The sequence below is a fragment of the Pseudomonas sp. V88_4 genome (genome assembly GCF_029967985.1).
Classification (GTDB): Bacteria; Pseudomonadota; Gammaproteobacteria; order Pseudomonadales; family Pseudomonadaceae; genus Aquipseudomonas; species Aquipseudomonas glycinae.
In genome coordinates this window covers 629354-642432 of record NZ_JASCAF010000002.1, presented here as the reverse complement: position 1 = coordinate 642432, position 13079 = coordinate 629354, and the positions used below count along the sequence as shown (strand labels likewise).

Here is a 13079-nt window from a genome sequence, read left to right as displayed (position 1 = left end):
ATGGACACCGTAGCGAGGGAACACTGAGCCTAAGCGAAGTGCCGTACGCCGGGGCGTAGACTTTTTGGTTACTTTTGAGGCGTTTGTCAAAAGTGACCCGCCGTAAGGGCGGAACCCTAGGACGCCGTTACCGCAGCAACGGATATGCGCACAAAACCCAAAACCAAAAAACAACGGCCATTGACCCATCACGAACCCATGCGTAGCCTTGCGCTCTCGAGGTTCTTCGGCCCACGCCGAAGCTAAGAAGGGAACGCGGTCCAAGCCGCGGCTGCCCCCGCAACTGTGAACGGTGCTGTTCGCTGCCACGCCACTGCCAACTCAATCCAGAGCCAGCGGGAAGGCGCAGCGAATACCGGGCCAAGGCCCGAACACCGTCAGCCAGGAGACCTGCCTCGTCACAGATTCTCACTTTCAACCGGGCGGGGTGATCCGGTGGCGAACTCTCCAGGCACGCACGCGCGTTGCCGGTCTCGTCCCGTATGCCCGCCACCTTGCCAAAGGGCATCCGATGAAAACACTGGCCAAACTCCCCGTCACCATCGTCACCGGCTTCCTCGGCTCGGGCAAAACCACCTTGCTGCGGCACATGCTCGATAACGCTCAGGGCCGCCGTATCGCGGTGATCGTCAACGAGTTTGGCGAGTTGGGCATCGACGGTGAAATCCTCAAGCAGTGCACCATCGGCTGCACCGAAGAAGAAGCCACCGGCCGCGTCTACGAGCTGGCCAACGGTTGCCTGTGCTGCACGGTTCAGGAAGAGTTCTTCCCGGTGATGCGCGAGCTGGTGGCCCGTCGCGGTTACCTTGACCACATCCTGATCGAAACCTCGGGCCTGGCCCTGCCAAAACCGCTGGTGCAAGCCTTCCAGTGGCCGGAAATCCGCAGTGCCTGCACCGTCGACGCGGTGATCACTGTGGTCGACAGCCCGGCCGTGGCCGCTGGCACCTTCGCCGCGTTCCCGGATCAGGTCGATGCCCAGCGCAAGCTCGATCCGAACCTGGATCACGAATCTCCGCTGCACGAACTGTTCGCCGACCAACTGGCCAGCGCCGACCTGGTGATCCTCAACAAGGCCGACCAGACCAGCCCTGAAGACCTCGCGCGGGTCCGTCTGGAAGTCGCCGAAGAGCTGCCGCCAGCCGTGAAAATCATCGAAGCCAGCAACGGTCGCCTGCCGCTGGACGTGCTGATCGGCCTCGGTGCCGGTTCCGAAGAACACATCGACAGCCGTCACAGCCATCACGATCACCACCACGGGGAAGGCGATGACGATCACGACGACCACGATCACGACGCCTTCGATTCGATTTCCATCGAGCTGCCGCAAGCCGACGAAAGCCTGCTGCTCGACGCGCTGACGCAACTGGTGGTTCAGCACGGCATTCTGCGGGTCAAAGGCTTCGCGGCGATCCCGAACAAGCCGATGCGCCTGCTGATCCAGGGCGTGGGTACGCGTTTTGACAAGCACTTCGACCGTCAATGGGGCGCCGAAGAAGCGCGTATCACCCGTCTCGTGTTGATCGGCCAGGAACTGGACGCGGCCCAACTCGAAGCGCAACTGCGCGCCGCGCTCAGCGTTTAAGCCATGCACCTGCTCAGGACCCAGCCCGGCGGTTTCGTGTCGGACGACAACATTGCCGACCTTGGACAAACCCCCGCCGAGCTGGTGATCCTGTGCAGCGGCGATTCCAGCCTCGCGCTGCTCGCCGAAGCCGCGCAGCAACTGCCCGAGGATTACCCGAGCGTGCGGCTGGCCAACCCGATGCAGGTGCAGAACCATGCGTCGGTCGACCTGTACGTCGATGAAGTGCTGCGCCACGCCAAGGTCATTCTGATTTCGCTGCACGGCGGCATCGCTTATTGGCGTTATGGCGTCGAGCGGCTGGTCGAGTTGTCCGAGCGTGGCGTGCAGGTAATTCTGGTGCCGGGCGATGACCGGCCCGACCCGGAACTCAGCGACTTGAGCACCGTGGGCGCCGAGGATCGCGACCGTCTCTGGCAGTTCCTGCGCCAGGGTGGCCTTGGCAATGCGCTGGACTTTTTCCACTGCCTGGCCAATCGCTGGCTGGCGCGGGATTACGTGTGGGGCGAGCCGCAGACGCTGCCGCGCACGGCGATTTATCACCCGAATAAAAACACCGCCGCACTGAGTGACTGGCGAGCCGATTGGCTGCCCGGTCAACCGGTCGCAGCGGTGTTGTTTTATCGCTCGCATTTGCAAGCGGCGAACACGGCGTTTATCGACGTGTTCTGCCAACGGCTTCAGGCGGCCGGACTCAATCCGCTGCCGATCGCCGTGGCCAGTTTGAAAGAGCCCGGCTGCCTGTCGGTGGTCGAGGACTGGCTGGATGAGGTCGAGGCTTCGGTGATTCTGAACACCACCGGTTTTGCCCAATCCAGCCCGGAAGCGCCGCATCTGCGGCCATTCCGTCGCAACATTCCTGTGATCCAGGCGATCTGCGCCCAGGACAACGAACCCGGTTGGCGCGAGAGCGAGCAGGGCCTCGGTCCGCGGGATCTGGCGATGCACATCGCGTTGCCGGAGCTGGACGGGCGGATCATCAGCCGACCGATCAGCTTCAAGGATCTGGCGTGGCGCAGCGAGCGCAGTCAGTCCGATGTTGTGTGTTATCGGGCGCAGCCTGAGCGCATGGATTTCGTCGCCGAACTGGCGCGACGCTGGGTTGATCTGGCGCGGGTGCCGAACGCTGAAAAGCGTATCGCCCTGATCCTCGCCAACTACCCGACCCGGGACGGACGCATCGGCAATGGCGTCGGCCTCGACACGCCGGCCGCCGCGCTGAATATCCTGCGGGCGTTGCAGGCCGAACGTTATCCGCTGCCGGCCGAACTGCCGGACAGCGGCACCGAACTGATCCGGCAACTGCTCGGCGGCGTCAGCAATGACCTCGATACGCTCGATCAGCGCCCGTGCCAGCAAAGCCTGGCGATGGACGATTACCTGGCGATGTTCAACGCACTCCCAGAAGCCAATCGCGCGGCGGTGCTGGAGCGCTGGGGCTCGCCGCAAAACGATCCGATGTGCCGTGACGGGCGAATGATGATCGCCGGCCTGCGCTTTGGCCTGACTTTCGTCGGCATTCAACCGGCGCGGGGTTATCAGGTCGATCCGAGCGCGGTGTATCACGACCCGGATCTGGTGCCCCCGCACGCTTACCTCGCGTTCTATTTCTGGCTGCGCCAGACCTACGGCGCTCATGGCGTGATCCACGTCGGCAAGCACGGCAACCTCGAATGGCTGCCCGGCAAAGGCGTGGGCCTGTCGGAGAACTGCTGGCCGGACGCGCTGCTCGGGCCGCTGCCGAACATCTATCCGTTTATCGTCAACGATCCGGGCGAGGGCGCCCAGGCCAAGCGTCGCACCCAGGCGGTGATCATCGACCACTTGATGCCGCCGCTGACCCGCGCTGAAACCTATGGTCCGCTGCGCAATCTGGAACTGTTGGCGGACGAGTATTACGAAGCTCAGTTACTCGATCCGCGCCGCGCCCGTGAGTTGCAGCGCGACATTCTGCAACTGGTGCGTGACACGCAGATCGATCGTGAATTGCAGCTGGATGCCGCCCTCGACAGCGATGCCGATGCGGCGATCTGGCTGCCGCGTCTGGATACCTATCTGTGTGATCTGAAGGAATCGCAGATCCGCGATGGCCTGCATATTTTCGGTGAGTCGCCGACCGGGCGTTTGCGCATCGACACCTTGCTGGCGTTGCTGCGGATTCCCCGTGGCGATGGCAAAGGGGCGCAGTCGAGTCTGTTGCGGGCGTTGGCGAAAGCGTTTCAGTTGGGGTTCGATCCGCTGGATTGTGCACTGGCTGATCCGTGGACCGGCCCGCGTCCATCGGAATTGCTGTCGGTCAGCGACGAGGTCTGGCGCACGGCGGGGGATACTCGCGAGCGTCTGGAGCTGTTCGCGGCGCAATTGATTGAACAGGCTCTCAACCAAAATCAAGCCTTGCACAATCCCTGTGGGAGCGGGCTTGCTCGCGAAGGCGTCGTGTCAGTCAATATCTCTTTCACTGACATACCGCTTTCGTCGGATCGCCGCCCGGGGACAAGCCCGCTCCCACAGGGTCCTCACTGGTCTGAAGTGAGTGCCATTCTTGCTCATCTGCGCGAAGTGATCGCCCCACGCCTCGACGCCTGCGGCCCGGCCGAAATGCGCGGCTTGCTCGACGCGTTGAGCGGCCGATTCGTCCCCGCTGGCCCAAGTGGTGCGCCAAGTCGCGGTCGCCTCGACGTGCTACCTACCGGGCGCAACTTCTATTCGGTGGACGTGCGCAACCTGCCGACCACCACGGCATGGCGCATTGGTTTCCAGTCGGCGACCCTGATCCTCGAGCGACACCTGCAGGACCACGGCGATCACCTGCGCCAACTCGGTCTCTCTGTGTGGGGCACCGCGACCATGCGCACCGGCGGCGATGACATCGCTCAGGCCATGGCGTTGATGGGCGTGCGTCCGGTCTGGGCCACCGGCAGTCAGCGAGTCGACGATTTCGAAATTCTGCCGTTGAGCCTGCTCGACCGGCCTCGGGTCGATGTCACGCTGCGGGTCTCCGGATTTTTCCGCGACGCTTTCGCCAACCTGATCCGCCTGTTCGACGCCGCCGTACAAGCCGTGGCCGAACTGGACGAGCCGGACGACCTCAACCCGCTGGCCGCAAAGGTGCGTGCCGAACGTGAGGCGTTGCGTCAGTCAGGGCTGGATGAAGACGCTGCCCGGCGTCAGGCTGGCTGGCGAATCTTCGGTGCCAAACCCGGCGCTTATGGCGCGGGCGTGCAGGGCGCCATCGACGGACGCCTCTGGCAAACCCGCGAGGATCTGGCCGAGGTCTACTTGAACTGGGGCGCCTATGCTTATGGCGGTTCCGACGAAGGCACCGCCGCCCGCGAGCAATTCGTCCAGCGCCTGAGCCAGGTGCAGGCCGTGCTGCAGAATCAGGACAACCGCGAGCATGATCTGCTCGATTCCAACGACTATTACCAGTTCCAGGGCGGCATGCTGGCTGCGGTGGAAAGCCTGCGCGGCGAAGCAGCGGCCAGTTATCACGGCGATCACAGTCAGCCGGACCTGCCGAAAATCCGCACCTTGAAGGAAGAACTAAACCGGGTGATTCGCTCAAGGGCGGCGAACCCGAAATGGATCGACGGCGTCAAACGCCACGGCTATAAAGGCGCGTTCGAACTGGCGGCGACGGTCGACAATCTGTTTGCCTTCGACGCCACCACGCAACTGATCGACGATCACCAATACGCCTTGCTGGCCGATGCCTATCTGCTGGACCCGGCGACCCGTGAGTTCGTGCGCGAGCATAATCCCCACGCACTGCGCGACATGACCGAACGCATGCTCGAAGCGCAGCAGCGCGGGATGTGGCAGGAACCGGGCGCCTACAAAGAGGCCTTGGAAAACCTGCTGCTGGACATAGAAGAAGAGAGCTGAGACTGAACATGACCGACACCCCGCATTTCCCGCTCTCCGCCGTGGTCGGCGCCGATGATCTGAAACTGGCGCTGTACCTGACGGCCATCGATCCGAAGATCGGCGGCGTGCTGATCGAAGGCCCGCGCGGCATGGCCAAGTCGACGCTGGCCCGGGGTCTGGCGGATCTGTTGGCCAGTGGTCAGTTCGTTACCTTGCCGTTGGGTGCGACGGAAGAGCGATTGGTCGGCACGCTGGATCTGGACGCGGCGTTGAGCGATGGGCGTGCGCAGTTTTCCCCCGGCGTACTGGCCAAGGCTGACGGCGGCGTGTTGTATGTCGATGAAGTGAATCTGTTGCCGGATCATCTGGTGGATTTGCTGCTCGATGTGGCTGCCAGTGGCACCAACCTGATCGAGCGCGATGGCATTTCCCATCGGCATTCGGCGAAGTTCGTATTGATCGGAACCATGAACCCGGAAGAGGGGGAATTGCGTCCGCAATTGCTGGATCGCTTTGGTTTGAACGTCGCCCTGAGCGGTCACACGGCGCCGGCCGAGCGCGGTCAGATCATTCGTCGTCGGCTGGATTTCGACAGCGACCCGCAGGCGTTCTGTGCGCAGTGGGAGGCTGAACAGCAAGCTTTGCGTCAGCGCTGCGAGAATGCCCGCAAGGTTTTGCCGGGCATTCCGCTGGATGACGCGGCCTTGGCACAGATCACCGAGCGCTGCTTTGCGGCAGGCGTCGACGGTTTGCGTGCTGATCTGGTTTGGCTGCGTGCGGCGCGGGCTCATGCGGCGTGGCGCGGTGCGGACGCCATCGCTGAGCAGGATATCGATGCGGTGGCTGAGTTTGCTTTGCGTCATCGTCGTCGCGAACAGTCTCCGACCAGTACGCAGCCACCGGCGCAATCGCCGTCCGGCACTCACGCCGAACCGAGCGAAGGGCAGGGGCAGTGGGGAGAAATGCCGGCGCCGGCACTGGCTACCGGCGCACGCCGCGAAGTCCCGACCTGGCCGCCATACCTACAAAAAAAGCCTTAGGCATTCGCCCCCGGTCCGACGCGGGGGCGAATGCCAGACCCCGCGCCGGACGCCTCGATAACGGTCGCCAGGGCAAGCGTCATGCCGCTCGCAGTGGCTCGGTGAACTGGCCGGGAACCTTGCTCAATGGCCGTCCGAAAAAAAGGGCGGATCTGCTGTTTCAACTGCGCACCCGCACGCCCCACGAACTGTGGCTGGTGATTGTCGACGCCTCGGCCTCGACCCGTCGCCATCAGGCACTGAGCGATGCCAAGGGCGTACTCGCGCAACTGTTCGACGACGCTTATCGGCAGCGCGCGCGCCTGGCGTTGTTGACCGCAAGCGGCGCCGCGCCGAAATGGCAGGTGCAAGGGCTGAAGGCCTCCAGCGGGTTGCGCGCCTGGCTCGATGGATTGGGCGCGGGAGGCGGCACGCCTCTGTTGGCAGCGCTGACGGAAGCCGGGCATTGGCTGGCGGTGCGGCGCAAGCGTTTTCCCGCCGAACAACAACGATTGCTGGTGATCACCGATGGCCGTTTGAAAGACTGTCCGCAGCTGCCAGCGCTGGCGTGTCCGGGCCTGCTGATCGATATCGAGCGCGGGCCGATCCGCCTGAATCGGGCAAGGCAATTGGCGACAGCGCTCGACGCGGATTACCGGCATATCGACGAGTTGTTGTCGGTCTGAGGGCTATGCTGCACTGAGGCCCAATCACAAGGAGTGAATCATGCGCGTACTGGTCGCCAATCCGCAGGACGATTTTCGCGTCAAGGCCTACGCCGGCACCAACGGCGTGCTGCTCGCCATGGACCTCGCCGAACCCCGGCGCAAAGGCCTGCTGGGGTTTGCCATCGAAAAGCAGCAGGGCGAAAAACCGTGGCTGTTCCTGTTCAACAGCCTGACCTTTCCCGGCAGGGCCCATACCTTCGCGCAGTTCCACGCCACGCCGAGCGACAAGGCGCCGTTGCAGAAATTTCGTTGGGCCGATTACGCGGTCAATCCGGGCATGACGATTCACTATCGGGTGCACTTGGCGTATGGCTCGCCGGATGCGCCGCAACTCGGTGAGGCGCTGGAACTGACAATCTGCTCCGACGATGGTCATCCCGCCAATCAGGGCGTGATCTTCAACCGCGCCGTGGCCGCCAGTCAGGCGTTTCAGCGCAAGTTTCCCGACCTCGATGCACAGATCAGCGCCAACAAGAACATGCCCATCGAAGCCTGGCCCGATGCGGCGCGTCAGTGGCTGGAGAACGGTCTGCTCGGGCGCCTGCAAGGGTTTATCGAGCGTGCGGTGGACGGGCAGTGGGCGCTGGATATCGCGATGTACGAATATCAGTTGCAAGCCATCGTCGACACGGTGAACGCGGCGTTCGATCGAGGTGTTCAGGTGCGTGTGCTGTATCACGCCCGGCCCGACGACGAAGACACCACGATCAATGAAGCGAGCCTTGCGAAACTGCCGGCGACCAGCAAGCGCGGGCGGGTCACCCACAATATTTTCCATAACAAATTCATCGTCCTGAGCCGCCTCGACGCAGGCGGCGAACGTCAGCCGCAAGCGGTGTTGTGCGGCAGCACCAACTTCACCGCCAACGGCGTGTACCGCCAGGCCAACGTGGTGCATGTGCTGGACGATTCGGCGGTCAGCGCGAGTTACCTGAAAACCTTCGAACAGATCTGGGCCGAGCCGGCGGACGTCGGCGCCACCCGCGACTGGATCAGCCAACACAACCCGATGAATCCGGCGCAGCCCTTGTTCGCCGGATTTTCACCGCGTACCGGCGGCGCCGATCTGCGGGAGTTCGTCGAGATCATCGAGGGGGCGAAAAAAGACCTGCTGTTCGTTACCGCATTTACCTTGCCCGACGCGATTCTCAACGCGTTGCTCGGCCAGCCCCACGACGACATCCTGCGTTACGGCCTGCAAAACACCGTCAGCCGCATCACCGGGTTTCACGCCGACCGAACCGCCGAGTTTGCCGCCACCGCATTGCTCAACACCGGGCTGGAAGGCTGGCTGCGGGAGAACATGAAAGGCCAGAAGGGCAACTTGCTGGTGCACACCAAAGCGGTGGTCACCGACTTCACCAGCGACAGCCCGACCCTCATCAGCGGCAGCCACAACCTCAGCACCTCTGCCAGCAACGGCAATGACGAGAACTACCTGATCATTCGCGGCGACACCGATCTGGCGGACCGCTATGGCCTGGAGCTGCTGCGGTTCTACGAGCATTACCGTTTTCGCTACTTCGCGAAGAAACTGGCGTTGAAGCAGGTGCAGCCATTGGCGGTGGATGACAGCTGGACCAACGACTACTACGTCGAGGGCGATCTGCGCCAGTTGTCTCGCCTCAGGTTTGCCGGGCGTTAGCCCTTACACATCCGTTGGTTGCCGATGCTGACGGGGACGGCGATAAGCCGGCGGCGTACAGATTTTGAAATGATTTGCAGCTGTAGGAAAAGTCATCTGAGCCTGTACGCTTCAAGGCCTTTTTTCATTCAGGATTTGCATGAACACCCTCTCGGAGCCTCCCAGTTCTATTCCAGGAACCCCGTTCCCCTCGCGCCACGGCGCGGTCTTGACGCACTCGCAACATCCGGTCTTCCGACTACCGACTATCGTTGTTGGCGCAGCCTTCGAGCTTTCGCGCCGCACTTTGCCGTGTCCGGCAGCCTGAATTCACCGACGAGAGATAGAGACAGATTATGGAATGGTTAGCGGATCCCACGGCATGGCTGGGCTTGTTGACACTGATCGTGCTGGAACTGGTACTGGGTATCGATAACCTGGTGTTCATCGCGATCCTGGCGGACAAACTGCCGCCGCATCAGCGCGACCGCGCGCGGATCATCGGCTTGAGCCTGGCGCTGATCATGCGTCTTGGCCTGCTGGCGAGTATTTCCTGGCTGGTCACCCTCACGGCACCGTTGTTCGAAGTGTTCGGCAAGAGCTTCTCCGGCCGTGACCTGATCATGCTGTTCGGTGGTGTGTTCCTGTTGTTCAAGGCGACCATGGAATTGCACGAACGGCTGGAAGGCCACATCGGCGAACGTTCGACCAACACCGCTTATGCGCTGTTCTGGCCGATCGTGGCGCAGATCGTCGTGCTCGACGCAGTGTTCTCGCTGGACGCGGTGATTACTGCCGTGGGCATGGTCGATGAACTGGCGGTGATGATGATCGCGGTGGTCGTGTCCATTGGTGTGATGATCGTTGCCAGCAAGCCGCTGACCCGCTTCGTCAACGCCCACCCGACGGTGATCATGCTGTGTCTGGGCTTCCTGATGATGATCGGTTTTGCCCTGACGGCCGAAGGCCTGGGCTTCCACATCCCGAAAGGTTATCTGTACGCGGCCATTGGTTTCTCGATCCTGATCGAGATCTTCAACCAGATCGCCCGCGCTCGTCGCAAGCGCTCGATGCAGGGCTTGCGTCCGATGCGTGAGCGCACGGCTCACGCGGTGATGCGTCTGTTGGGTGGTCGCAAACTGGCGGAGGAAGAAGTCGGCGAGGAAATCTCCGACTTGCTGGACAACGGTGAAGCGCCGAGCGCGGAGCTGTTCGACCGTCGCGAGCGGGTGATGATCAGCGGTGTGCTGCAATTGGCCGAGCGACCGATTCGTGCCTTGATGACGGTGCGCGCCGATGTCGATCACATTGATCTGGCCGATGACGCCGAGGCTATTCGCACGCGACTGATGCATTCGTCCTACTCGCGCTTGCCGCTGATTCGTAACGGTGCGGTGGATGAGCCGCTGGGTTTCGTGCACAAGAAGGAACTGCTCAAGGAATACCTGGCCGGCAACGAGCCCAACCTTGAACACCTGGCGCGCAAGACCGTCAATCTGCTGGACAGCTATTCGATCCTCAACGCACTGGAACAAATGCGTGCGGCCTCGACCCACATTGCCTTTGTGGTGAACGAGTTCGGTGACTTTGTCGGCGTGTTGACCATGACAGACATTCTCGAGTCGATTGCCGGCGAACTGCCGGACGCCAGCGAAATCGCCGGCCCCGACGTGGTCGAGGAGCAGGGCGGATTTATCGTCAATGGTGCGCTGAACCTGACCCGTATCCGCGAACACACCGGTTTTCGCGCCGAGCCGACCGAGGATTACCAGACTCTGGCCGGGCTGGTGATGAGCCTGCTGGATCGCCTGCCGATGAAGGGCGATCGTCTGGAGCATGAAGGCTGGGGCATGACCGTAATGGCAGTCGAAGAACGTCGCGTGACGCGGGTGTTGCTGGTGCGTGAGGCGTGACGGCACTTTCATGAAAGGTTCCACCGTTTTGCGCGGTGGACGGTGCAAAGGGTGCGGAGGGTGTCACGCAGCCAGTTCAGGTCATGGGCCGATTTGCGCGGTACAGCGGGGTGACGGGTTTTGCCGAGGAATTGGGTGAAGTCTTGCAGGAGGGATTCTTCCGAACCGATGCCTTTCAGTTTTTTGACCAGAATGCCTTCCTTGTAGAACAACACGGTCGGTGTGCCCTTGACATCCGGATGTCGACACGACTGTGCGGTATCGAGCATGAAGATATCCATCCAGGGCCGAAAGGGCTTGGCGATCTCAAGAAAGACCGGGCCGGAAAATTCGCAGGCCCCGCAGTGCCTGTTGAAAAAATACAGGACGACAAGGCGCCTGGCTTTCAAGACCTTCCGATATGTGGGGGGCAACGCTGAATATCGAGTCGGCGTCGTCATCGCAGCCTCCTTTATTCGATGTGCTGGACGCTACGACGTTAGGGCGCGCGCGGCCGTTGCCGCAACTGTCAGAGTTGACAGGTGCAGCCCGCGCCCAATCGTGCATCGCGCACCAGAATGTGGCCCGGATACCCGCCATGTGTGGCGCAAAGTAGCGAAGTGATTAATCAATGTTGGTTGCAGCGTTTCGCAGGTTTCTTCCATCCCTTTGATTCAAAACAAAATTCAATCCTTTGCAGATTCCCCATGAATCCTGTGGCACACTTTCTGCTGTCTATTCCGTAGTAACAAACCGTGTTCCGGTATAGCGGAATAAACAACTTCCAGGAGTGCTTGCCATGCATCGCCGACCTTCCTTGTTCAAAACGTGTGTTTTTGTTCTCGCGGCTTCGTCCGCTGTCGTGGGTATGGCCCAGGCGGCCGACAGCAAGCTCGACAGCGTGCTGGCCCGTGGAAAACTGATTGTGGGCACCGGCAGCACCAATGCGCCGTGGCACTTCCAGGGCGCGGACGGCAAGTTGCAGGGCTTTGATATCGACATCGCCCGGATCGTGGCCAAAGGTCTGTTCAATGACCCGAGCAAAGTCGAGTTCGTCGTGCAGTCGTCCGATGCGCGGATTCCCAATCTGTTGACCGACAAAGTCGACATGAGCTGTCAGTTCATCACCGTCACCGCCAGCCGTGCGCAGCAAGTGGCGTTCACCCTGCCGTACTACCGCGAAGGCGTCGGCCTGTTGCTGCCGAACAACAGCAAGTACAAGGAAATCGAAGACCTGCAGGCCGGTGGTGACGGCGTGACCGTCGCCGTGCTGCAGAACGTGTACGCCGAAGAACTGGTGCATCAGGCGCTGCCCAAGGCCAAGGTCGATCAGTACGACAGCGTCGATCTGATGTACCAGGCGGTGAACTCCGGCCGCGCCGATGCTGCCGCCACTGACCAGTCTTCGGTCAAATACCTGATGGTGCAGAACCCTGGTCGCTACCGTAGCCCGACGTATGCCTGGAGCCCGCAGACCTACGCCTGCGCCGTCAAACGCGGCGATCAGGACTGGCTGAACTTCGTCAACACCGCCCTGCATGAAGCCATGACCGGCGTCGAGTTTCCGACTTATGCCGCGTCGTTCAAGCAATGGTTCGGCGTGGATCTGCCATCGCCTGCCATCGGTTTCCCTGTCGAATTCAAATGATCCCGTGAGAGTGGGGCGCCCTGATGCGCCCCGCTCAAGGTACTGCCGACCATGAACTATCAGTTGAACTTTGCCGCCGTGTGGCGCGATTTCGACACCTTGCTGGCGGGGCTCGGTCTGGGTCTCGAACTGGCGCTGGTGTCGATCGCCATCGGTTGCGTGATCGGCCTGCTGATGGCGTTTGCCTTGCTGTCCAAGCATCGCGCCTTGCGGGTGCTGGCATCGGTGTATGTGACGGTGATCCGTAACACGCCGATTCTGGTTTTGATCCTGTTGATCTACTTTGCGTTGCCGAGCCTGGGGATCCGGCTGGACAAGATCCCGTCGTTCATCATCACCCTGTCGCTGTATGCCGGGGCGTATCTGACCGAGGTGTTCCGCGGTGGTTTGTTGAGCATTCCCAAGGGCCAGCGCGAAGCGGGGCTGGCCATTGGTCTGGGCGAGTGGCAGGTGAAAGCCTACGTCACCGTGCCGGTGATGTTGCGCAACGTGCTGCCAGCACTGTCGAACAACTTCATTTCGCTGTTCAAGGACACCTCGCTGGCCGCCGCGATCGCGGTGCCGGAGCTGACCTATTACGCGCGCAAGATCAACGTCGAAAGCTACCGGGTGATCGAAACCTGGCTGGTGACCACGGCGTTGTATGTCGCGGCCTGTTACCTCATTGCCATGCTGCTGCGTTACCTGGAGCAGCGTCTGGCAATCCGCCGATAGGA

General features: G+C 61.8%; 9 protein-coding genes and 1 riboswitch. Of the genes, 8 read left to right on the top strand and 1 reads right to left on the bottom strand.

Going from position 1 to position 13079, the window contains the following annotated elements:
- The first annotated feature begins 202 nt into the window (after positions 1-202).
- A riboswitch (cobalamin riboswitch) is annotated at positions 203-413 on the top strand.
- Positions 414-511: 98 nt separating this feature from the next.
- The 6 genes from cobW (at position 512) to QLG12_RS05445 (ending at position 10736) form a co-directional block, all read left to right on the top strand.
- A complete protein-coding gene (gene cobW, locus QLG12_RS05470) occupies positions 512-1585 on the top strand; it encodes a cobalamin biosynthesis protein CobW (protein WP_282474079.1) in 1074 nt (357 codons plus the stop codon).
- 3 nt (positions 1586-1588) lie between these two features.
- Positions 1589-5470 carry a cobaltochelatase subunit CobN gene (cobN, locus tag QLG12_RS05465; RefSeq protein WP_282474078.1) on the top strand — a complete coding sequence of 1294 codons (3882 nt, stop codon included), beginning with the start codon at positions 1589-1591 and terminating at the stop codon, positions 5468-5470.
- Positions 5471-5478: 8 nt separating this feature from the next.
- Positions 5479-6492, top strand: coding sequence for an AAA family ATPase (locus QLG12_RS05460; RefSeq protein ID WP_197867954.1), 1014 nt, complete (start codon positions 5479-5481; stop codon positions 6490-6492).
- A gap of 101 nt (positions 6493-6593) precedes the next feature.
- Positions 6594-7157 carry a VWA domain-containing protein gene (locus tag QLG12_RS05455; protein ID WP_349016972.1) on the top strand — a complete coding sequence of 188 codons (564 nt, stop codon included), beginning with the start codon at positions 6594-6596 and terminating at the stop codon, positions 7155-7157.
- A 40-nt stretch (positions 7158-7197) separates the two neighbouring features.
- On the top strand, positions 7198-8844 hold the full coding sequence (locus tag QLG12_RS05450) for a phospholipase D-like domain-containing protein (RefSeq protein WP_282474077.1): 1647 nt from the start codon (positions 7198-7200) through the stop codon (positions 8842-8844).
- Between the two features lie 335 nt (positions 8845-9179).
- On the top strand, positions 9180-10736 hold the full coding sequence (locus tag QLG12_RS05445; protein WP_163975462.1) for a TerC family protein: 1557 nt from the start codon (positions 9180-9182) through the stop codon (positions 10734-10736).
- Between the two features lie 8 nt (positions 10737-10744).
- On the opposite strand, the gene QLG12_RS05440 is transcribed toward QLG12_RS05445, so the two are convergent.
- A complete protein-coding gene (locus tag QLG12_RS05440) occupies positions 10745-11176 on the bottom strand; it encodes a thioredoxin family protein (protein WP_197867951.1) in 432 nt (143 codons plus the stop codon).
- A 338-nt stretch (positions 11177-11514) separates the two neighbouring features.
- Between QLG12_RS05440 and QLG12_RS05435 the strand changes: the two genes are divergently transcribed.
- Together QLG12_RS05435 and QLG12_RS05430 are read left to right on the top strand one after the other, a co-directional pair.
- Entirely contained in the window at positions 11515-12363 is an 849-nt protein-coding gene (locus QLG12_RS05435) for a transporter substrate-binding domain-containing protein (RefSeq protein WP_197867950.1), read from the top strand.
- 51 nt (positions 12364-12414) lie between these two features.
- Entirely contained in the window at positions 12415-13077 is a 663-nt protein-coding gene (locus tag QLG12_RS05430) for an amino acid ABC transporter permease (protein WP_059405928.1), read from the top strand.
- Positions 13078-13079: the final 2 nt, after the last annotated feature.

Excerpts from the sequence above, each read along its gene's own strand:
- QLG12_RS05430 (WP_059405928.1), top strand. The coding sequence starts at position 12,415 with ATGAACTATCAGTTGAACTTTGCCGCCGTGTGGCGCGATTTCGACACC.
- cobN (WP_282474078.1), top strand. The coding sequence starts at position 1,589 with ATGCACCTGCTCAGGACCCAGCCCGGCGGTTTCGTGTCGGACGACAAC.
- QLG12_RS05450 (WP_282474077.1), top strand. The coding sequence starts at position 7,198 with ATGCGCGTACTGGTCGCCAATCCGCAGGACGATTTTCGCGTCAAGGCC.
- cobW (WP_282474079.1), top strand. The coding sequence starts at position 512 with ATGAAAACACTGGCCAAACTCCCCGTCACCATCGTCACCGGCTTCCTC.
- QLG12_RS05435 (WP_197867950.1), top strand. The coding sequence starts at position 11,515 with ATGCATCGCCGACCTTCCTTGTTCAAAACGTGTGTTTTTGTTCTCGCG.
- QLG12_RS05445 (WP_163975462.1), top strand. The coding sequence starts at position 9,180 with ATGGAATGGTTAGCGGATCCCACGGCATGGCTGGGCTTGTTGACACTG.
- QLG12_RS05460 (WP_197867954.1), top strand. The coding sequence starts at position 5,479 with ATGACCGACACCCCGCATTTCCCGCTCTCCGCCGTGGTCGGCGCCGAT.
- QLG12_RS05440 (WP_197867951.1), bottom strand. The coding sequence starts at position 11,176 with ATGACGACGCCGACTCGATATTCAGCGTTGCCCCCCACATATCGGAAG.